Raw genomic sequence first — 20,586 nt, 5'->3', positions numbered from 1 at the left:
ATGGTGTGGTTTACACGAACTTTGAAGGATTGAAGCAAGCCATTAATAAGTGGATATATTACTATAATCACCAACGAATCAAAACGAAACTCAGGTGTAGTCCCGTTCAATACCGTGAACGGATAACAGCATAAAAACTACCGACCAGATTTCTCCAGTCGGTAGTTGGTCTAACTTTTGGGTCTCACTACATGTCTACATCAACGTGGGCTGTCAGTTTATTAAAGCTTAAAGTATTAGCAAAATTTAGTTAATAAAAAATAACCGTAATCTAGCCAAAGATAAGTATCCGCAAAGAGGCTAGGAATGTTCTCAATACTAAAATAAGGAATTCACATTTTCTATGCTCATAAAATTATTCTTTTCTATTAAACAATATTACTGACACTGTTATTGACATCAGAGACATTAAAAAAAAAGTAGAAATTAACTTATTTTTGTAATTTATATATATAAATAATAGTCCTACTAATAGGAAAGCTGTCCCTAATAATTTATTTTTTTTCATAATTAGTTAGAATAAACAGCATAATCAGGAACTCAGTTGTTCATATCAACTTGTATTCCTTTTTTATGTGTCCCTTTCGTGATTTCTCTATTTATAAAATTTGCTATCATTCCATCATAGGCAGATTGGAACAATGGAAATATTACTCTACCAGTACTCTTGCAGTTCGCAAAATGGTATGAGTGTAGTAAAAATAGTTCTACTATAAAAAATACTGTTATCCAAAGATTCATTTCTTTCACGCTTACTTATTCAAGTTTATAATTTTTATACATTTTTTCTAAACAAATAAATCGAGACAAAAAAATATAATATAGAAATGAATAAGAATGTAAAAAATGAATTTACATATATATACATATACAAAAAGAATAATGCTGCTATAAAAAGCATTAGGCTGACAATTTTATTCGTTTTCATAATTTTTTTGGATGTATAGAGTATGTGGGTACCCAGTAATTTACATCCACTGATACACCTTCTTCATTTTACTAACCTCCATATCTCCATATTCATAAGCGCTTTACAAATATAAATTAACATTAATTAGACTAATTGTAAATATTCAAAATATAATTATGTTAATACGCATAATTGCGTTGCCTTTCATTCTTTTTACAGATTTATTTAGTAAATAAAAAAACTCTCTAAACCATTTATCTGGTCAGAGAGCCTCCTATTTTACATTGAACCTTTAAACACTGCGCTGTTTTTTACAAAATAGTCTACACCGGAATAAATGGTGAAAACCAAACATACGTATAGCATAATCTGATCTAGCGGGATATTAATAGCTGTAAAAGGAATATTATTGATAAACAACAATATAATCGCAACCATTTGGGTAGCTGTTTTTACTTTTCCTGGCCACTCTGCTGCCATAACTTCTCCATCTTCTACTAGCAATAAACGCAAACCGGTAACTGCCAATTCACGACAAATAATTATCGCTACAACCCATGCTGGCACTTTTCCTTGTCCTACTAGAACAATAAAAGCCGTCATAACAAGCATTTTATCTGCTAATGGATCCGCAAACTTTCCGAAGTTCGTCACTAGCCCTCGAGCACGAGCAATTTTTCCATCTAGCCAGTCTGTAATACTAGCTCCTGCAAAAATAATAGCGCCTACAAGCTGAGTCACAGCTAAAGATGTTCCTCCGATAGAAATACTCCCCCAATCCATCGGTACACTGACAACAATAATAAATATCGGAATCATTAGAATCCGAACCACTGTTAATTTATTAGGTAAATTCAATTGATGCTACTCCTCTCTATTCTCACCTATTCTACGATATCCAACGGAAACTGTCATTAAAAAACTCTAATAACAATTGCCTCAACGAACACTCTAAAAATAAAATACAAGACAAAAAGATGGAGTAAAACAAAAAAATGTTCCTCCACCCTAACGCACTAAACAACTTTTTTCAATCGAAAAAAGACCTTGTAAAAAATTATAACTTATACGAAATAGTCAGGATAATGTCTTTTCTAGATGCTAAAGTGTTATTAGGATTGAAATCTAACTTTTCACCATTTAACATCACTTCTGTATTACCAGAAGCTCCTAACGTAATCGTTGCATTTGTTGCGCCTGCTGGCAGTTCTGTTTCTTGCTTCTCTCCAGGATTCAATGTGTACTGATATGTATACGCTCCATCAACGGAAACACCAATCCAGCCTGTCGCATTCTTCCCAGTAAATTCAAGTTTAATCGGATCTTTTGCTTCCGTTACACTCATATTTACAATACTGCCCGTTTCGCTATCGAATTTAATGTTTGTTTTTTCTTCACTGCTTCTTGATTCTGTGGTGGAGCTTTCAGTAGATGATTGGCTTTCCGAACTTAAAGAGCTACTAACTTTAACCGAGTTATCTACACTTACTCCTGCTGCTGGTTGTTGAATAATGGGGTTTGACTTCCCATCTAGCCAAGTTACATAAAAGACTGTAACAGCGATTGCTAGACCAATCAAAGAAAAAACGATTGCTGGTAAGCTTTTTACCAAACGACTTGACCGATTCTCTTCTTCATAAAGTCTTGATCTTGAGTCCCCTAATTCTTCAAACTGAATAACGGATTCTATATCTTCTGGAACATCTTTCCCATCAAAAATATCCACTAGTTCAGCTCCATTTAATCCTACAGCATTTGCATATTGACGAATAAATGCACGAACGTAAAAAGTCCCTGGCATTGAGTCAAAATCATTGTCTTCAACAGCCATTAAGTAGCGTTTTTGTACTTTCGTGATTTGCTGCAATTCGTCTAAAGACATATTTTTTTGCAGTCTTGCCTCTCTTAACTTTTCACCTATATTTATGCTGGCCACTCGCTCATCTTCTCCAGTCTTTCTATTTTTATCAGCTCCACCTGATTTTATTGAAGAGCTTACGTTAGTTTATATTGCCTATTTACTATCATTTCACAAAACAAATAATATCTATTCATCTTTTCCGTGAAAATTTTCTTTTCTACACAATCTATTTAAGGATACCATAAAAAAATCCTACTGAGGATAACATTTTTGAAAGATTTCAATGAATAACACATTTTTTTCTTTCTATAATCAAGATCTGAAAAAAAGAAGCGATTTTCAAAAAAAACACAGCTTTTTTCAGATCGATTATTTTTTACTACTGTTTAGGATACATATAAAAACGACTCAAGCCTTCTGCTCTAATAAAACCTTCTGCTAATAGACGAATGTCAGAAAGCTGAATACTTTCAATCACAGAGATCATGTCAAAAAGAGTCACTTCTCCATATAACGATTGAGAGAATTGGTTGGCAATGTATTCTAGGGAATTTAAAGATTGGAAATATTTACCAATCATTTTTTTCTTTAACAACGCTAGATTTACTTCTGTCAATTCTTCACTCTTTTCAACATCTAAAAGAATTTCTTCAATCCGTTCTGCTAATTCCTCTGGGCGGTCACTGTCTCCACCAAAATCAGCAAAATGGTAACTTCGGTCTAAATTAAATTCATAGCTAAAGCTATCATCTAGCAATCCAGCGTTGTATAAGTTCAAATAATTTTTTGAGGTATTTCCAAATAACAATTGCAGTAGCAAATTCGCTGTAGTTTTATATTTCATTAATTCAAAGCCATCACTTGGCAGCTCATCCAATCCTTTTAACCCAACAAGTACTTTAGACTTACTGATAGACATCTTGACAGAACTTTCACGAATAATATCTGAGGCTGTTTCTTCAGGAAAATGGCGCGCAATTGGGACTGCTTTAGCAAACGTTTTTTTCCCTTGATTTTCACGAATAAAAGCAATCATTGTTTCAGGGTCCATTTTTCCAACTAAAAACAAGTTCATATTACTTGGATGGTAAAATGTATTGTAACAAGTATACAAATCTTCTGCGGTAATCTCACTAATACTTTCAACGGTTCCTGCAATATCAATGTGCAAAGGGTGTTTAGGATAAAGGTTACCAATAATACCAAAGAATAACCGCCAATTTGGATCATCTAAATACATTTGAATTTCTTGCCCGATAATCCCTTTTTCTTTTTCCACTGTTTCTTTCGTAAAATAAGGCTCTTGAACAAAATTCAATAAGGTCTCTAAATTCTCTTCCACTTTATCTGTTGTTGAAAATAAATAACTGGTCTTTGTAAAACTAGTAAAAGCATTTGCGGAAGCTCCTTGTTGTCCAAACTTTTGGAAAACATCTCCGTCTTCTTTTTCAAACATCTTATGCTCTAAAAAGTGAGCAATGCCGTCTGGTACTTTGACAAAATCTTTCTCTCCTAAAGGAATAAATTCGTTATCAATTGATCCATAGTTAGTAGTAAATAAGCCGTAGGTTTTATGGTAATCATTTTTCGGTAGTAAATAGACCTTCAAACCATTTTCTAACGTTTCTGTGTAGAGAATTTCGTTGATTTGTGTATATTCTTTCTTATTCATCAATGGTTTCTCCTTCCAAAAAGAAAATAGCTTGTAATTGAATTCCTTTTGCTACTTCTTGAACTTGTTCTATGGTCACAGCTTCCATCTGACGAATCCACTCGTCTGCTGTTTGATATCTGGCAGGCATCAAGATATGCAAGTATTCTTTTTCTAAAACAGCGCCTGAATTGTCCTGCGCTAACAAATATTGATTTTTTAACATCGCTTTCGTTTGCTGCATTTCTAATTCTGTTATTTTGCCAGAACGAATATTGTCTAGCTCTTTTGAAACTAGATGCAACACTTGGTTTCTATTTTTTCCATCAATACCGGTCTGAACCGTCAAGAATCCTCTAAATGTATCAATTGAGCTTGATGCATAATAAGCTAAGTTTTCCTTTTCGCGAACATTCATGAACAGCTTGGAATGAGCAAAACCACCAAAAATTCCATTAAATACTTGTAACGCAAAATAATTTTCATCTTCGTAATAAACGTCGGTATGATACCCTAGGTTTAATTTAGATTGTGCCAATGGTTCTTGTTCTAAACGTTCTTCAATGACATTTCTAGCAGGTTGCTCATAAAAAATAGCACCCATTCCTTCTTCTCGATCTGCAAATGGTAATTGTTTAAATAGACCAACGACTTCTTCTTCCTTCACATCACCAATCACAAAAATATCAACTTTATCTTCTTTCATCATCCTTTGGTAATACTCAGCGATGCTTTCTGCCGTCTCAGCCTCTAAATCTTCAAGCGTCCCAAAGCTAGGGATTCTTTGATTTTCCGATTGGTTAAAATATAAATTTTGCAAAGCCAACGATGCATAGGTTTGTTTATCTTCATTAATACTTTCTAAATAGGAAGCTAAGTTCTCTTTTTCCCGTACAAAAGTTTCTTGATCAAATGCACCTGCTGTGATATTGGGATGAAAAAGAATTTCGTTAATAAAATTAACAGCGCCTGCCATCACATGACTATCTTCTAAATATTTGTCGTTTACAAGGTTCATGGAAATATTCAGCCAATGATGATTGCCTTTTTTATTTACATTCAAACCAAAACTAGCTCCATATAATTCAGCCAATGCCTCGCTCAATTTCACTTGATCTGGATAATGTAAACTATTCGTTTCTAACAAACTAGATAACAACGTACGTTTAGTAATGGTTTTACGATCCAATAACGTATTAAAACGGACAAGAATCCGAACGGTTTTATATTTTTCTGTTGGTATAACATGTAAATGAACACCTTTTGCTAATGTAGCAGACATCCTATCAGCTCCCTTTATATTTTCCATCATAATAAAGTACCTAAAAGAATACAATCATCTGATGGCTTTTAAACGATTTTTTAAGCTTTCTTTAACCCTAAGATGTGTCTGAAAACTCCAGCAACGAATATTTTCGTGAATCATCTGTCATTCGTTGCCATAAAGTCTCGCGTATGCAACAACATAAGCTACTTTTTTTGTCGGTTCCCACACACTTTTCTGAAAAAATTCTGATTCTAGCGTGGTTTTCAGAGACATTCTATTTTTTTCATTCATCGACTAGAAATTAGATACTTTTTATACCTATTCCTATTATTAAGACTTCTATAATTATAGCATGAGCCTAACAAAAAATGCGATTAGCTTCCTCTAAATTGAAGGAAAAAATTCTACTAAGATAAAAAATCCTCTATATCAGAAATGAAAAGAGAAAATGGGGTAACATACCAACATTTTATATCATAACTTCTCTAACTTTTATTACAGATTAGGCTTGTATCTTTTATTTATCGACTAATCATAGACCCCGCATTTTTCAAGGGTTTTTATTTCAGTATTTTTTTATTTTTCGCTATACTGTAGCTGGAAGGAGAGGAGACAAATATGGTCAAAGAATTTAAAGAATTTATTATGCGTGGCAGCGTCTTAGACTTGGCGGTTGGGGTCGTTATTGGGGGTGCTTTTACTGCTATTGTGACACAAGTAGTAAACGGACTCATCACACCCTTAATCAGCTTAATTTTTGTATTAACGACTGGAAAAACGAGTGCAGATGAAGCTTTAGGTGCTTTAGTTTTCAAGGTGGAAGGTGTGCCTTTTGATGTCGGAAGCGTAATTAGTGCCCTTATTACCTTTTTAATCACAGCTTTTGTTCTATTCCTAATCATCAAAGGTGTCAATAAGTGGAAAAAAATGCATCAAGAAGACGAAGTGGAAAAAGAAGAAGAAGCAATTATTACTGTAGAGAACTATTTAGAAGAAATCCGAAATCTATTAGCTGCCCAAGCTTCTGAAAAAACAACCCGCTCTGATGAAAAAAAATGACAAGGCGTAATGAAAATTTCAGAAAAACCACACTTCAATAGGTACCTACCAATTTTTTCTTGTTATTTTTAAGCCGTCATTTATCTCAAAAATAAATAGAACTCTGAGATAAAAAGCAGTTGCGTCAAAAAATCGTTTTAGTTTAAGCTTTTTTTGTGAAATCGCTGAAAAACCTGACTTTTTGCCCTCATTTATTTAAAAATAGAGTCCGAGACAAAACTATGCATTCGTTTTGTCCCGGACTTACTTTATTATTCTAGTGTTTTTCTATGTTAATTCTTTCGTTTCATTTGAATATGAGGGATATCGTCTTCTAAGTAAATATCAGAAATCACTTCAAATCCAGCCGATTCATAGAAATCAATCAGATGCGCTTGAGCACCGATGATGATATCTTTGCCAGGGTATGTTTCCTCAATTACGTTTAATGTATTATCTACTAATTTCTTCCCTAGCTTTTTCCCTCGATAAGCGGGGTTCACAATGACACGTCCCATGACAACGGTTTCCCCATGATCCAAAATTCTCGTGTAGCCAACAATATCATTGTCTTCTTCTAACCAAGTATGAATAGCTGTTTCATCCTCTTCGTCAACTTCTTGGTACGGACAATTCTGCTCAACCACAAAAACAGCAATTCGTAACTTTACAATTTCAAAAAATTCTTTCGTGGATAATTCTGAAAATGGTTTAACAACATAGTTCATTTAATTTCCTCCTACCTGAATTTTTTTCTTTATACAAATAAGCGAATACCATTCCAAAGATTTAACAATAGTACCAAAATAATCACTATCTGATAAATTTGGGTTACTCGATTGGATGAAACTTTTCCACTAATTGTTGCTCCTAAAAAGCCACCGATAATCGCTGCTGAAATAACATAGAAGAGAATAGACAAATCAAAGCGACCGAAGCCTGTTGACTGAGCTACTGTCAAAAGCTTTGCAGCTTGCGAAAAAAAGATCGTAATAATCGAATAGACGGTAGCTTCTTTAATAGGAATACCAAAGCAAAGCATCAGTAACGCAACATTAATTGGACCGCCGCCAATTCCTAACAAAGTAGAGATAAAGCCTAGAAAAAGCCCCACTAAAATGTACCAACCTCTATTTGAAAGATGGTATGTTTTGCCAGAATAATACTTCGTATAGAGATAGGCAAATAACAGTGTAACTAGCGTCAAACCAATTTGAATTAATTGAACATACTTTTCTTCTGGAAAAAATGTAAGCAGCCCCTCAAAAACAGTGTTTCCAACAACTCCTCCAAGGACGGAACCAGCAGAAATAAATAGCGCTATATTGGCTTTCAAAGATAAGCCATTTTTAAACTGCCGAAGTGTTGAAACAATCGACATGGTAAAAACAGCTACACTTGAATAAAAAGAAATAGCTGCTAAAGAATGAAACCCTAATGTGTCTAGAACAGGTTTAATAATGACGCCTCCGCCCATTCCCGAAATAGCTCCTACTGTATTTGCTAAAATAATCACAACAAAATAAATGAATCCTACATACATTACTTTCCCCACTTTCTAGATAACTGTCACACAACAAGACGACACTATGCCACACGATTTTATAAACCACCAAGTGATTTTGACCCGAAAAGTGTCTTACTCATAAGTCCTGTATCTTTTATAGCGTATTTGTTCATAGCTGTTGCATAAACAAAAGAAACGAAACAACGTTCCCCCCTCTAGTTTAACCCGCTTTTTCAAAAAGGAGTTGCTTCCAAAGAAATAGCCAAACTACTAGCACCGACTGCTGGTAATGGAGCCTAATCGTCCATTTTTTTACTGAAAGAGCAGGCTAGTCTAATCTAGTTTATGCAACACTAATGGTATTTATTTTTATATGTGGTTTAGTGTAGTATCAACCATTTTTTGACTGTAACGCCATCAATGGATTGACAACTTGTTTTAAAACTTCTTGGTATCCACAAAAATCATCTTTTTTATTGACGTAAACAGCCTCTTTCATTCGCTTACAGCCACCATTACAAGCCTTTCGAAAAGAACAGCTTAAACAAGTTTGGCTTACTTCTGATTTCTCACATAAAAATTCCTTCGCTATTGGTTGTTCAAACAGCTCTCTCAACGTTGAATCTGTGATAAAGCCCATCCGATACTCGTCCAAAACATAAAAATCGCATGGATAGACACTGCCGTCTGCTTCAATAACATACTGTACTTGGCAATTTCCCAACATGCCGCAAGCACCCACAATACCTCTTGAAAATAAATGGTAGACATCATCAAATAATTTCACACTGATATAGTTTCCACGCTGATACTCTTTTAACCACAACGGAAAAATCCCTTGATAAAAAGAAGCAAAGCGCTCAGGGGTCAACGCATAATAACTTTTTTCATCAGCATCCAGCTCATCCAAACACGGAATAAATTGGACATACTTTATTTGATTTTCTACTAAAAAGTCAAAAACTTTTTTTGGTGAGCGAGCGAGTTGATTGGTTAAGACACATAGAACATTATATTCTATTTTATAAGCATCAAATAGCTTTTTTGTGTCAATTACTCGCGCAAACGTTCCTTTCCCTTTTGCATCTACCCGATGACTATTATGAGAGTCAGAACGACCGTCAATCGACAAGCCTACCAAAAAATTATTTTCAGCTAAAAATTGGCACCAACGGTCATTAATCATGGTTCCATTGGTTTGAATCGCATAGTGAACCGTCACTTTTTTCCCCTGTAATTGAACCGTTTCCACTACTTTTTTAAAATAAGAAAGTCCTGCTAATGTAGGCTCTCCACCTTGAAAAGCTACTGTCAATTCATCGCCATCTTCTAAATCAACATAAATATTTTCAATCATTTTTTCAAGGGTATCTGTCTTCATTTTCCCAAAGGATCTAACTTCTCTTAAAGAGCTTACATTTGCATAGAAACAATACTTACAACGAATATTACAAAGAGAAGAAGCTGGTTTCACTAAAACTGAGATATGTTTCATAAGACTCTCCCATCAACTATTTTTCATTTATTCACACACAAGCACAATGTTAAGCGGCATTATCTAACAGTGTTTTCTTAGCACTTTAGGAACCGCTTTTTTCATTATATAATTGATTCCTGAAAAAAAACACCTCTATCTTCAAATTAGGAAGACTTTCCTCTGTTTTGATAAGGAGGGGGGAAAACACATTTATCAAACAGGTTCTATAAAAAAGAATTCCTTCACAATAATGCGATGGAATTCTCTATTGGTGTGCCTTTTTTATTGAAAAAAACATATCTAAAAATATATTTTTAAGGCGATTGCTAGCCTTTTCTCCTGCGAGCAAAATCAACGAATTTAAACTTGTCCAAACGGTGTCGTGACTCTGTATACTCAAAACAGCGAGTATCTTCCAAACAAACAACACTACGGACGACAACCACATGAGTATCTTCATTAACAGTCATTAATTGTCGATCTTCCTCTGTAATAGGATCAACCGTAATTTCTTTTTGAGCATAGCTGATGGCTAACCCTAAATCATTTTCCATATAGTCATAAATAGAGTCTTCTGCCCGTTCTCTTGGTAGTTCATTAACAATTTCTTTCAATAGATAGTCAATATCTAAAATAACGACTTCTCCATTAATTTCTCGTTGTCGGACCAATCGCCAAACAGGAGCCTCTTCTTTCCAGCCAGTTAATCGCGCTAAAGAAGGACTTACTTTCTGCTCTTTTAACTCTACGACTTTTGTTACGCTCTTCATGTTTTGCGACTGCTGCAATTCTTTATAACTCGTTACACCCGAAATTGGAAACGAGAATTTTTTGTAGTTTAAAACAATCGAGCCTTTTCCCTGTTGCTTTTGAATATAGCCCGCATTAATCAACAAGTTCAATGCTTTTCTAATCGTCTCTCTGGAAACAGAGTATTTTTCAACCAGTTGATTCTCACTAGGTAATAACGTTCCTGGTTTATATTCTCCCTCTAAAATACCTTTTTCAAGGTCTAAAAAAATATCATGAAACTTATTCATTCCAATCCCCCCTTACAAGGATACTCATAAAAAATAATAGCACATATCCGCAGAAAAACATAGAAAAACCAAAGGGTTAGCAGAGGTTTTGTCAGGAGTATTTCGCTCCAAAAAGAAGAATAAATTCACGGAAATTGCCAAGAAGCACTGCAATGCATGAGCAGATGTAGAATGGTACGTATGTATTGTTCTTTAAATTTTTGTGAATGTCTTATTTCCGAAAGGGTTGCTTCTGACCCCACCGTTTATTCGGTTTACAGGAGCCTGGGGCATAAGTCACAGAGTTATATCCCAAGTTCCTTATTTTCGCTACTCAAAACAGAGGTATTTTAAGTAGCAGGAATACACACCACTAGATAAATTTCTTGTAATTCTAATAGATTCATACTATACTAAAGACAAAAGCTTAACATGTCTATACAAGTTGGAAAATACTTTGAAAAAGGAGTCTATCATGCATTTTTTATCATTATCCATTGCCCCTAACGAATTAACTGTTACAAAAAAAGACGATTCTCAAAATATAGCGGAAAAGAAACAATTTACGTTCAATGATTTCAACCTAGCCACCACCCCCCAACTATTAGTTAAAGAAATCCAAACAAGCTTTACTGATTTCGAAGGGGCGATTTTCCAAGAAATTCCAGCAAATTTTTATGCTCTTAATACAAAAGTATCCTTGTTAAACGGTTCTTTAGAACAGTTCATTAAACTATTCTCAGAGTTACTAAATTGTCCTATTTTAACAATGCAAGAAGCTAAAAATGCTACTGACCTTTCCACTGCTTTTTCAAAAAAAGCTCAAGAAATCACATGGACTTTAGACTATTTTGGTTATACACCTGGAAAAGAAGAATACTCGGTTGAATCTCTTCTAACGATCGGGAATGGGTTTATGGGGTTACGAGGCACTCTACCTGAAATGAAAATTTCTAACGACTCTTATCCCGCTACTTATATTGCAGGGTTATACAATACAGCGGAATCAACTGTTGCAGGTCAAATTGTAGAAAACGAAGATTTTGTTAATACACCAAATAGCCAATACATCAGTATCAAAGTAGAGGGAAACAAAAATTGGCTTTGTATAAACACTTCATCCCTACAACAGCTTCATAGAAGACTAAACTTAAAAACAGGTTTATTTTCTTCTGAGATGATTATTGAAGATGAACAAAAAAATCAACTGAAGATTTCCGCTTACAAAATAGTCAATATGAAAAAAATGAATAATTATAGTCTTAAATACATTATAGAACCTCTTAATTTTTCTAAAAAGATAACTCTTAAAACGGAGGCAGATGGTTCTGTTTACAATTTCAATGTAGAACGCTATCGGAACTTAACGAACAAACATTTTCACATCACAAATAAACAAGCAGACAAAGACCTTGTTGCACTTGAAGTGAAAACAAACGAGTCCAATATAACTGTTCGACAATCCTCAAAAATTCACGGAGATTTTTTCACGAAAGACGAAATAAATACCCAAATTTTTGAAGACAAAATTGAGCAAACGGTTGCTTTTATGGGAACGCAAAATAAACAATACTCTATTGAAAAACACGTTCAAGTTCAAGCTTCAATCGCAGAAAAAAGTTGGGATACTCCTTCACAGATGGCCCTTTCTTTTAATGAAGAATTTGCTGAAAGTAAAGCAGCTTGGCAAGAATTATGGGATTCCTCAGACATTCAAGTTTCTGGTGATATGATGTCTCAAAAGCTTTTGCGCATTCATACGTATCACTTATTAGTCTCTGCTTCACCCTTCAATAACACGGAATTGGATGTTTCGATAACTGCTCGTGGGTTACACGGCGAAGCTTATCGCGGGCATATTTTCTGGGACGAAATTTTCATTCTACCGTTTTATATTATGCATTTTCCTGAAACAGCGAAGCAACTATTAATGTATCGCTACAATCGTTTAAACAAAGCAAAAGAAAATGCTCTAGAAAGTCATTATGAAGGAGCGATGTTCCCCTGGCAATCTGGTTTAGATGGTAGCGAAGATACGCAAAAACTTCACTTAAATCCCTTGAATGGTGAATGGGGGGAAGATCATAGTGTTTTACAACGACATGTTTCTCTTGCTATCGCTTATAATGTTTGGTTGTATTGGAATAACGCTAACGATGAAACATTCATTAAAGAATACGGAGCAGAAATGCTCCTAGAGATTGCGAACTTTTGGCGAAGTGCTGCAACCTATGATGAATCAACAAAACGTTACTTTATCGACAAAGTAATGGGACCTGACGAATTTCACGAAGCATACCCAAACAGTACCGAAAGTGGTTTAAAAAATAATGCGTATACTAATTTGATGGTGGTATGGCTATTTGAAGAAATTGAAACTGTACTTGCTCTTTTAAATACGCAAGAACAAACAGAATTAATGAAAAAAACTGGCATCACTCAGGAAAAAATCAATGAAATGAAAAAGATTAGACAAGGCTTGACCATCGAAGTGGATAAAGAAGGTATTATTGCTCAATATGAAGGCTACTTTAAATTAAAAGAAATTGATTGGGCAGCGGCTAAAGAAAAATATGGGAATATTTACCGTATGGATCGTATTCTGAAAGCTGATGGAAAATCGCCTGATGATTATAAAGTGTCAAAACAAGCAGACACTTTGATGCTTTTTTATAATTTAAACAAAGAGAAGATCGATGAAATCCTAAATGATTTGGGCTATGAATTACCTCCAGATTACCTTGAAAAAAATCTGATGTATTACTTAGAAAGAACTTCTCACGGCTCAACTCTTTCTCGCATTGTCCACGCTCAACTAGCCGAAAACGTTGCATTTCATGATTTATCTTGGAACCTTTATCAAGAAGCTCTCTACTCAGACTATCGAGATATTCAAGGGGGAACAACAGCAGAAGGAATCCATACAGGAGTTATGGCAGCAACCATTTATGTTACTCTAACAACTTATGCCGGTGTAGATATAAAAGAACAACTATTGACTATCACACCTAATTTACCAAAAATCTGGACCGATATGACCTTCAATTTGAACCATAAAGGTATTCATTACCAACTCACTATGACCAAAAAAAATCTAAACATTATTGCTTCTAAAGACGTACATGTTATGATTAAAGAGCAAACTTACTCATTGAAAGCAGCAGAACCGACCACTATTAATTACTAGTAATATAAACAAGAAATCCCTATAAAAAGGAGAATTTACAATGAAAAAAGGATTTGTTTTTGATTTAGATGGTGTCATCACAGATACAGCAAAATTCCACTATATCGCATGGAAAGAACTAGCTGAAAGTATCGGTATTACCTTTGATGAAGTTTTTAATGAAACACTAAAAGGAATCAGCCGGATGGATTCCTTAGATCGTATTTTGGCTCATGGGAATCAAGAAAATAAGTTCACTCCGCTTGAAAAAGAAGCGTTAGCTGAGAAAAAAAATGATAATTATGTAAAATCACTAGAAGATTTATCTGAAAATGACCTTTTACCTGGCGTTCATGATTTTTTACTAAAAGCTAGAGAACATCAAATTCCTTGTGCGATTGCATCTGCCTCTAAAAATGCGCCAATGATTTTAGAAAAATTAGGAGTAATCAGTTTCTTTGGACATATCGTCGACCCTGATACCTTAAAAAAAGGCAAGCCTGATCCAGAAATTTTCATTAAAGCTGCTGAAAGCATTGACATCAAGCCTGAAGATGCGATTGGTTTCGAAGATGCCCAAGCTGGAATTGAAGGCATTAAAAAAGCTGGCATGTATGCTGTCGGCATTTCTGCTACAGAAACGCTCATCGGTGCGGACATCCAAGTAGCGTCTATGACAGAATTAGATATTGAATTGTTAGTTAGTTCCAAATAAATGACTAACTAATAAAAAAGAGTGAGACATAACTTACTGAGCTATTCCCTAGACTCCTATAAACCGAATAAACGGTGGAATCAGAAACATCTCCTTCGGAAATAAGCAAGAATAAACAACTTCCATAAAACAAGTTTTAAGAATAAAAATTTAAATTCAGTGAGGATGGACTTTTACAAATTAAAAGAAGACTTACAAAGTCCGTAAGTCTTCTTTTTCGTATCTATTGTGACCAGCTAAAGATTTTTTATATTTCCAGCATTTTATCGCATCCTTTAAAGATGCACCTTTATTGTCGTCAAAGAAATCTCGAATATACGTATTATACTCAAACTGTTTATCGATTGTGGTTTTATTTTGCTTTTTATCTTCAATAATTTTATAGTAAGCGTCAATAGCGTCTTTGTATGTTTTTCCTGAATTTTGCTTTAACCATTGCTGAAACTTTACGTTAAAAGAAAATGTATTTCCGATATTTTCTTTAAAGAAAGCTCTATGAACTTCTGAACAGACAAAATTTTCTTCAATTTTACCATCAAGAGATAGTGAGCTGATATCATTTTTTATTTTACGTTTTTTGTTAACCTTCAGCTTCTCACCAGTTCTTAAAAAATGTGCAATCCTATTAGTTAATTCTTCCTTGCTTCCAGTTGCTTGAATATATTCATGTTTGCAGAATGCAACCAATTCTTCTTTGAGGTAATAAAAATCACGAAATATATCTTCGTCCAGATTTTTATCGAGTTGTGGTCTGTTCATTTATGTCTCCTTTTTTAGTTTCTGGGTTGTACTTTATTATACTACACTCAGAAGCTACATGAAATTTACGATTCCATGAATTAAATGTAATATAGTAAATAGAATTGTAGGAATTATAGCAAGCCGATTTTGTTTACCAATTTGATATGATACAAAAGCAAAGCTTGGAAATAGCGTAAGAGCCATAATAACGACAGGATTAGTGAAATTCATATAATAAAATACCCAACCAATGTAATAAGCTATGCAGCACGCTACTGCAGAGTAGTTCATAGCTTTAGTAAGTTTCGTACGCTCAATCTCTTTGCGTCTAAAAGAACACATCAGGATTACCATAATAACCTGAAATATCGAAGCTAGTATATCAACTTGTGGTGTTTTAGATTGGATACGCAGAATGTCATTTGCGGACGGCACAATTCCCCAAAAAAAGTAGGGAGCATACGTACAAAAAATAAAAATAGTCCTAATTTGTCTAATTTTAAATAATATTTTTTCATTGTATAGCTCTCCTTAAATTTATATATCTTAGCTAGAATGATAAGTTTTATTTATTAATTATAGCAGAAAATACTAGATTTAATTATTGCCTTACTAAATATGCTATAATTCACAAAAATTTGATGAGCAATTTCCGTGAATTCTTGCTTATTTCTTGGAGCTAAACGTTTCTGTCCCAACCTCTTTCACTCTTCTTATTGTTTTATTTAACTATTGGAACTAACTTTTCAACGATTAATCGTTCGCAATCAATAATATACAAGACTGGTTGACTATACACATAAACAATGTCGTAATATTTCCCAGCTTTTTCCCTTTCAATATGTCTCATAAGGCGCTCAATCGCAAGCTCATCTTCACTAAAGACGTAAATAAATAAGTTATTTTCAGCATATAGCCTATAATTACCATGTCGTAACTTCATTAACTTATTGTCATAGGCTTGATATAGATTGAACAAATTATGCCAGTTGGCAACGGAAATGGTCACTTTTTTCGTTTCGTTATCAGGAAGAGGCAAACGAACACTTAGAAACCCCTTTCCGTATTTATCTTCAATAGCTGCTTTAATATCCTGTTCATTCTGGATGAGTTTTTCATTTAGGTCCAACGCTTTGAGAACACTTTCCTTTAAGGCTTGGGTGACTTCCACCCCTATATTTTCTTCTGGATTTTGAATGTCTGGTTTATCTAATAGGATTGCTTGAGAATATTTTTCTGGAAATGCTGCTTTTAGAATCTCTAGTGCTCTTCGTTCATCTGGCCGTTCCATGATTGTCATACTCTCAAATCCTTTCCAAAATACTACTATTTGTTGGTTTCAACATTACTAGATTCATCACTTCGCTACAAAATCTTATCGATAGCGCAAATACTGATAACTTAGGTATATTGCTTATTTGAAATATATTTTTATACAACTAGATGATTAAAGAATTATCCGTTTTCTTACTATGCAGTATAGGTTAACGAAAACAAAAAAGCCAAATAACACCTCAGTTGATTCACTTCTCTTATTCTACTACTTTTTTAATTTCTAAAACAATAAATTAAATGGTCATCAACCATCCCTGTTGCCTGCATAAACGCGTAAACAGTTGTTGTTCCCAAAAACTTAAAGCCCTTCTTTTTCAAATCTTTACTAATCTTATCAGATAGTTCTGTAGAAGCTGGCACTTCTTTTAGCTCTTTCCAATTGTTTTTGATTGGCTTCCCATCTACATACGCCCAAATGTATGCATCAAAACTTCCATATTCTTTTTGAATTTCCATAAAAACTTTAGCATTATTGATCGTTGCATATACCTTTAATTTATTTCGGATAATCCCTGGATTTTCTAGTAACTCATCAATTTTTTCCTGTGTGTATTCAGCAATTTTTTCATAATCAAAAGCATCATAAGCGCTGGTTAAAGTCCCTCTTTTTTTCAAAATCGTTGACCAGCTTAACCCCGCCTGCATACTTTCTAAAATCAACATTTCAAAAAGCTTCCTGTCATCGTGTACCTCTTGACCCCACTCTTCATCATGATATCTTTGTTCAAGCTCATTCCCCATTGCCCAATCACAACGTTTTTTATCCATGATAGACCCCTGCCTTTTTTATTTTTAGGATAACATAAGAACGTACGTTTGTAAAATAGACAAAAAGAGCTAAAATAACTCTGTATTTTAACTCTTTTATCTATTTAAAACTATTCTATTTCAGGCGTTTGATTTAATGAAACTTCCAGATTTAATTCATTTTCAACTCTACTTAACCGTCTCATTTCAAAGCTGAACCACAAGAACGTAAGAATTGCAGCTACGATATCTGCGAATGGGGCTGCATGAACAATGCCGTTTAATCCCCAGATATTTGAAAAAATCAGGATAGCAGGTATTAACAAAATAATTTGACGGGTCATAGTTAAGAAAATAGCAATTTTTGATCGTCCGGTTGCTTGGAAAAAGTTTGCTGCAATAATTTGAAACCCAATAACTGGTAAGCCCCAGAACCAAGCTTTTAAAGCGTAGCTTCCAAAAGCAACTAAGTCAGGCTCTTGATTAAACATTCTCACAAATATCTCTGGGAAAAGTCGCGTGAATCCCCAGCCCAAGAAAACAATCAGCGTAGCAACCATGATGCCCAGTTTGACTGCTTCTTTTACTCGAGCAAATTTTTTAGCGCCAAAGTTGAAGCTTATAATCGGCTGCAAGCCTTGATTCAAACCAATAATTGGCATTAATAAAATTGTTTGGATACTATTTACAATTCCCATTCCTGATACTGCTAAATCTCCACCATATGTCAACAAACTCTTATTTAGAACCACATTCAACAAACTATTCCCTAACTGAAGGAGAAAGCTAGGTAGTCCCAAAGAGACAACTCGCGTCACTATCCAGCGCTTTATTTTCAAATTTTTCCGTTGAATTCGGTGACCTGAACCACGTAAAAAGTAATTTAGAATCCAAGCCATTGAAATAAATTGAGAAAAAATAGTCGCTAAAGCTGCTCCTGCCATCCCCATATCAAAAACATAGATTAGAATTGGATCTAAAATAATGTTGGTTCCAGCTCCCACAAACATCGTAATCATGGCTAACTTCGGCTGCCCATCCGCCCGAAGAAAATTATTTAATCCCATACCCATTACTTGAAAAATCGAACCAAAAAAAATAATACCCATATATTCTTTTACAAAAGGTAACACCGCTTCACTAGCTCCAAAAAATTGCAACATCGGACCTAAAAAAAGTGTCCCTAAAACTAATAATACACTCCCACTGATTAACAACAGGATAAACGTGTTGCCTAAAATCTCTTCCGCTTCTTTGCGCTTGCCTTCTCCTAGTTTCATAGAAAAAAGAGTAGCTCCACCTATCCCAAAAAGCATCCCAACGGACATCATAATAATCATAATGGGAAAACCAATGGTAATTCCTGCTAATCCATTCGCTCCTAAACCAGGCGCATTCCCTATAAATATACGGTCAACTACATTATAGAGAGCATTTACTAACATGCCAATAATCGCTGGCACTGAAAATTTAATCAATAATTTGGAAATTTTCTCTGTTCCTAATGGATTTACTGCTTCCAATCCGCTACACCTCGTTTCTTAAATCTATTCCTTCAAGTTTTTCAACCATTTGTTCTAATCCTTCAAAAAGTAGCCGCTCTGTTTCTGGATCTAAGTCCTCTGTGAGAAAATCGCTCCATCTTTGTAGTTTCTTTTTCATTTTTTTTTCAATTGACCAACCTTTTTCTGTTAGTAACAAGACATTACACCGTTTATCTACACTATTTTTTTCTCGTCGAACAAATCCCTTATTAATCAACGAATGAATATTGCGTGCAGTGGAGCCTTTATCAATAGACAAATATTTTGTAATCTCTTCCTGAGTCACTCCTTCGTGACTGTATAGGTACATCAAAATAGGCTGTTCAGAAGAGGTAATATCAACTTCCTTTAACACGTCATTCATATAAACCACATGCCTTCGGTACAAAATTGAAACCATACGCCCAACACTTTTTTTCATTGTTTATTCACATCCTAATCACGCTAGTTTACTAATTACACATATAGTAAAATAACAAAAAATATTAGTTGTCGCAACAACTATAATACCTGAAAATGGTTGTCAGCGCAACCATTTTTTTCTATTTAGGTTTATTCTACAAAAAAAGATAGCAGGAATTTTCCCTTAGAAAATTCAAACTATCTCTATCTTTATTTTTTTACATTACTTGTAGATTGCCCAAAAATTGACAGCCTCATTTTCTAACTCTTCACTTGTAAATTCTTTGATTGAATGCCCCTTTTGTTCGGAATCATTGGGATCATTAATCCAAAATTTCCCATCATTTGTTCCGCTAATAACCATGATATGTCCTACTGTTGTAAAAATGCCAGGATGTACAGATACAATCACTGGGTGTCCTGCTTTGACATGATCCTCAACGGCTACCATATCTGTGACAAGGTCTTCACAGACATAGCCTTTTTCATTTGCATATTCAGAAAAAATTGACCACGCAGTCCCTTCACCTTCCATAAAATAATCGTTCCCAGACCATGCTAAAACTTCCGTTGGTAAAACCTCTCGATTTTCCCAATAAGAACTAACCATCGCTAAGGATAAAATAGCACAACCATTAATTTCTAAATTATCTCCTTCTGGACTTCCAATACCGTATGGTGTTGTTTTCCAACGTTCATCTGTTTGTAACAATAACGGCATCGCAAAACGATTAGGAAATGTTTGAGCCACTATCTCTTGATTAACTTGTTCTGAGTAACTAATTTTTTTCACTTCTGGTTGCTTTTTTTCTACTACTGGTTTCGTGGTTTTTTCTGTTGCTTTTGTTTCATCAAAGTTTGTACTTAAAAAATTGGATAACCCATGCCCACTTTTCATAGGTACAACCTTAGCAAATAGTCCGCTTAAAAAAAATATTAGTGAAAGGATCACTATAATAAAAAGAACTGATTTTGATTCTTTTTTCTTTTTCATATCATCAACTCTTTTCTACACATTCTGCCAACTTTAAACAAATCCACCTATTTTTACACCTCAATTATTAAAACATGAATGAAAATAAATGTCGCCATTATCTTCTATTTTTTTAGCATTTTTTAAGATAAAAACCCATCAAAGTAAATAATACCCAAATAATGTGACAAAACTGTGACCTTCTCGGTTAAGTAAACAAGCTCTTTTTATCG

18 protein-coding genes are annotated in these 20,586 nt (G+C 34.4%); 4 read left to right on the top strand and 14 right to left on the bottom strand.

Features of this window, described 5'->3' with window-relative positions:
- Window positions 1-5: 5 nt before the first annotated feature.
- Complete coding sequence (locus tag BCR26_RS17920; protein WP_209591845.1) at window positions 6-134, top strand: IS3 family transposase; 129 nt, start codon at window positions 6-8, stop codon at window positions 132-134.
- 1,055 nt (window positions 135-1,189) lie between these two features.
- On the opposite strand, the gene pgsA is transcribed toward BCR26_RS17920, so the two are convergent.
- The 4 genes from pgsA to yfmF form a co-directional block, all read right to left on the bottom strand.
- Entirely contained in the window at window positions 1,190-1,768 is a 579-nt protein-coding gene (gene pgsA / locus BCR26_RS03725; protein WP_069697628.1) for a CDP-diacylglycerol--glycerol-3-phosphate 3-phosphatidyltransferase, read from the bottom strand.
- Window positions 1,769-1,967: 199 nt separating this feature from the next.
- Entirely contained in the window at window positions 1,968-2,846 is an 879-nt protein-coding gene (locus BCR26_RS03720) for a RodZ domain-containing protein (protein WP_069697627.1), read from the bottom strand.
- A 304-nt stretch (window positions 2,847-3,150) separates the two neighbouring features.
- Window positions 3,151-4,443 carry an EF-P 5-aminopentanol modification-associated protein YfmH gene (gene yfmH, locus BCR26_RS03715; RefSeq protein ID WP_069697626.1) on the bottom strand — a complete coding sequence of 431 codons (1,293 nt, stop codon included), beginning with the start codon at window positions 4,441-4,443 and terminating at the stop codon, window positions 3,151-3,153.
- The gene (gene yfmF, locus BCR26_RS03710) at window positions 4,436-5,704 is read right to left on the bottom strand and encodes an EF-P 5-aminopentanol modification-associated protein YfmF (protein ID WP_069697625.1); all 1,269 of its coding nucleotides are present in this window, start codon (window positions 5,702-5,704) and stop codon (window positions 4,436-4,438) included. Before yfmF ends, yfmH begins: the two co-directional genes overlap by 8 nt.
- A 603-nt stretch (window positions 5,705-6,307) precedes the next feature.
- On the opposite strand from yfmF, the gene mscL reads away from it, so the two are divergent.
- Complete coding sequence (gene mscL, locus BCR26_RS03705; protein ID WP_069697624.1) at window positions 6,308-6,748, top strand: large conductance mechanosensitive channel protein MscL; 441 nt, start codon at window positions 6,308-6,310, stop codon at window positions 6,746-6,748.
- Between the two features lie 272 nt (window positions 6,749-7,020).
- Here the strand turns inward: mscL and BCR26_RS03700 are convergent, their stop codons facing one another.
- The 4 genes from BCR26_RS03700 to treR all read right to left on the bottom strand — a co-directional run bounded on the left by BCR26_RS03700 (window position 7,021) and on the right by treR (window position 10,751).
- Entirely contained in the window at window positions 7,021-7,455 is a 435-nt protein-coding gene (locus BCR26_RS03700) for a GNAT family N-acetyltransferase (RefSeq protein ID WP_069697623.1), read from the bottom strand.
- Between the two features lie 29 nt (window positions 7,456-7,484).
- Window positions 7,485-8,270 (bottom strand): sulfite exporter TauE/SafE family protein, encoded by a 786-nt coding sequence (locus BCR26_RS03695; RefSeq protein WP_069697622.1) that lies wholly within the window; start codon window positions 8,268-8,270, stop codon window positions 7,485-7,487.
- 355 nt (window positions 8,271-8,625) lie between these two features.
- Window positions 8,626-9,729, bottom strand: coding sequence for a radical SAM/SPASM domain-containing protein (locus tag BCR26_RS03690; protein WP_069697621.1), 1,104 nt, complete (start codon window positions 9,727-9,729; stop codon window positions 8,626-8,628).
- Between the two features lie 308 nt (window positions 9,730-10,037).
- Window positions 10,038-10,751 carry a trehalose operon repressor gene (gene treR, locus BCR26_RS03685; protein ID WP_069697620.1) on the bottom strand — a complete coding sequence of 238 codons (714 nt, stop codon included), beginning with the start codon at window positions 10,749-10,751 and terminating at the stop codon, window positions 10,038-10,040.
- Between the two features lie 454 nt (window positions 10,752-11,205).
- Between treR and BCR26_RS03680 the strand changes: the two genes are divergently transcribed.
- Window positions 11,206-13,917 carry a glycoside hydrolase family 65 protein gene (locus tag BCR26_RS03680; RefSeq protein ID WP_069697619.1) on the top strand — a complete coding sequence of 904 codons (2,712 nt, stop codon included), beginning with the start codon at window positions 11,206-11,208 and terminating at the stop codon, window positions 13,915-13,917.
- 40 nt (window positions 13,918-13,957) lie between these two features.
- Window positions 13,958-14,611, top strand: coding sequence for a beta-phosphoglucomutase (pgmB, locus tag BCR26_RS03675; RefSeq protein WP_069697618.1), 654 nt, complete (start codon window positions 13,958-13,960; stop codon window positions 14,609-14,611).
- A 192-nt stretch (window positions 14,612-14,803) separates the two neighbouring features.
- Here pgmB and BCR26_RS03670 read toward each other — a convergent pair whose 3' ends face one another.
- The 6 genes from BCR26_RS03670 to BCR26_RS03640 form a co-directional block, all read right to left on the bottom strand.
- Entirely contained in the window at window positions 14,804-15,370 is a 567-nt protein-coding gene (locus BCR26_RS03670) for a DUF6434 domain-containing protein (RefSeq protein ID WP_069697617.1), read from the bottom strand.
- A gap of 703 nt (window positions 15,371-16,073) precedes the next feature.
- Entirely contained in the window at window positions 16,074-16,652 is a 579-nt protein-coding gene (locus BCR26_RS03660; protein ID WP_069697615.1) for a hypothetical protein, read from the bottom strand.
- A 248-nt stretch (window positions 16,653-16,900) separates the two neighbouring features.
- Entirely contained in the window at window positions 16,901-17,455 is a 555-nt protein-coding gene (locus BCR26_RS03655; protein ID WP_069697614.1) for a DNA-3-methyladenine glycosylase I, read from the bottom strand.
- Between the two features lie 110 nt (window positions 17,456-17,565).
- The gene (locus BCR26_RS03650; protein WP_069697613.1) at window positions 17,566-18,957 is read right to left on the bottom strand and encodes an MATE family efflux transporter; all 1,392 of its coding nucleotides are present in this window, start codon (window positions 18,955-18,957) and stop codon (window positions 17,566-17,568) included.
- Window positions 18,958-18,961: 4 nt separating this feature from the next.
- Window positions 18,962-19,399, bottom strand: a complete 438-nt coding sequence (locus tag BCR26_RS03645; protein ID WP_069697612.1) for a MarR family winged helix-turn-helix transcriptional regulator — start codon at window positions 19,397-19,399, stop codon at window positions 18,962-18,964.
- Window positions 19,400-19,603: 204 nt separating this feature from the next.
- Window positions 19,604-20,374: a peptidase C39 family protein gene (locus BCR26_RS03640; RefSeq protein WP_069697611.1), complete on the bottom strand. Its 771-nt coding sequence runs from the start codon at window positions 20,372-20,374 to the stop codon at window positions 19,604-19,606.
- Between the last annotated feature and the right edge of the window lie 212 nt (window positions 20,375-20,586).

Origin of the sequence: Enterococcus rivorum (genome assembly GCF_001742285.1) — a bacterium.
In the GTDB taxonomy this organism is placed as follows: Bacteria; Bacillota; Bacilli; order Lactobacillales; family Enterococcaceae; genus Enterococcus_L; species Enterococcus_L rivorum.
Note: the sequence above shows the minus strand (reverse complement) of the source record. Positions and strands in the feature narration are given on the sequence as shown.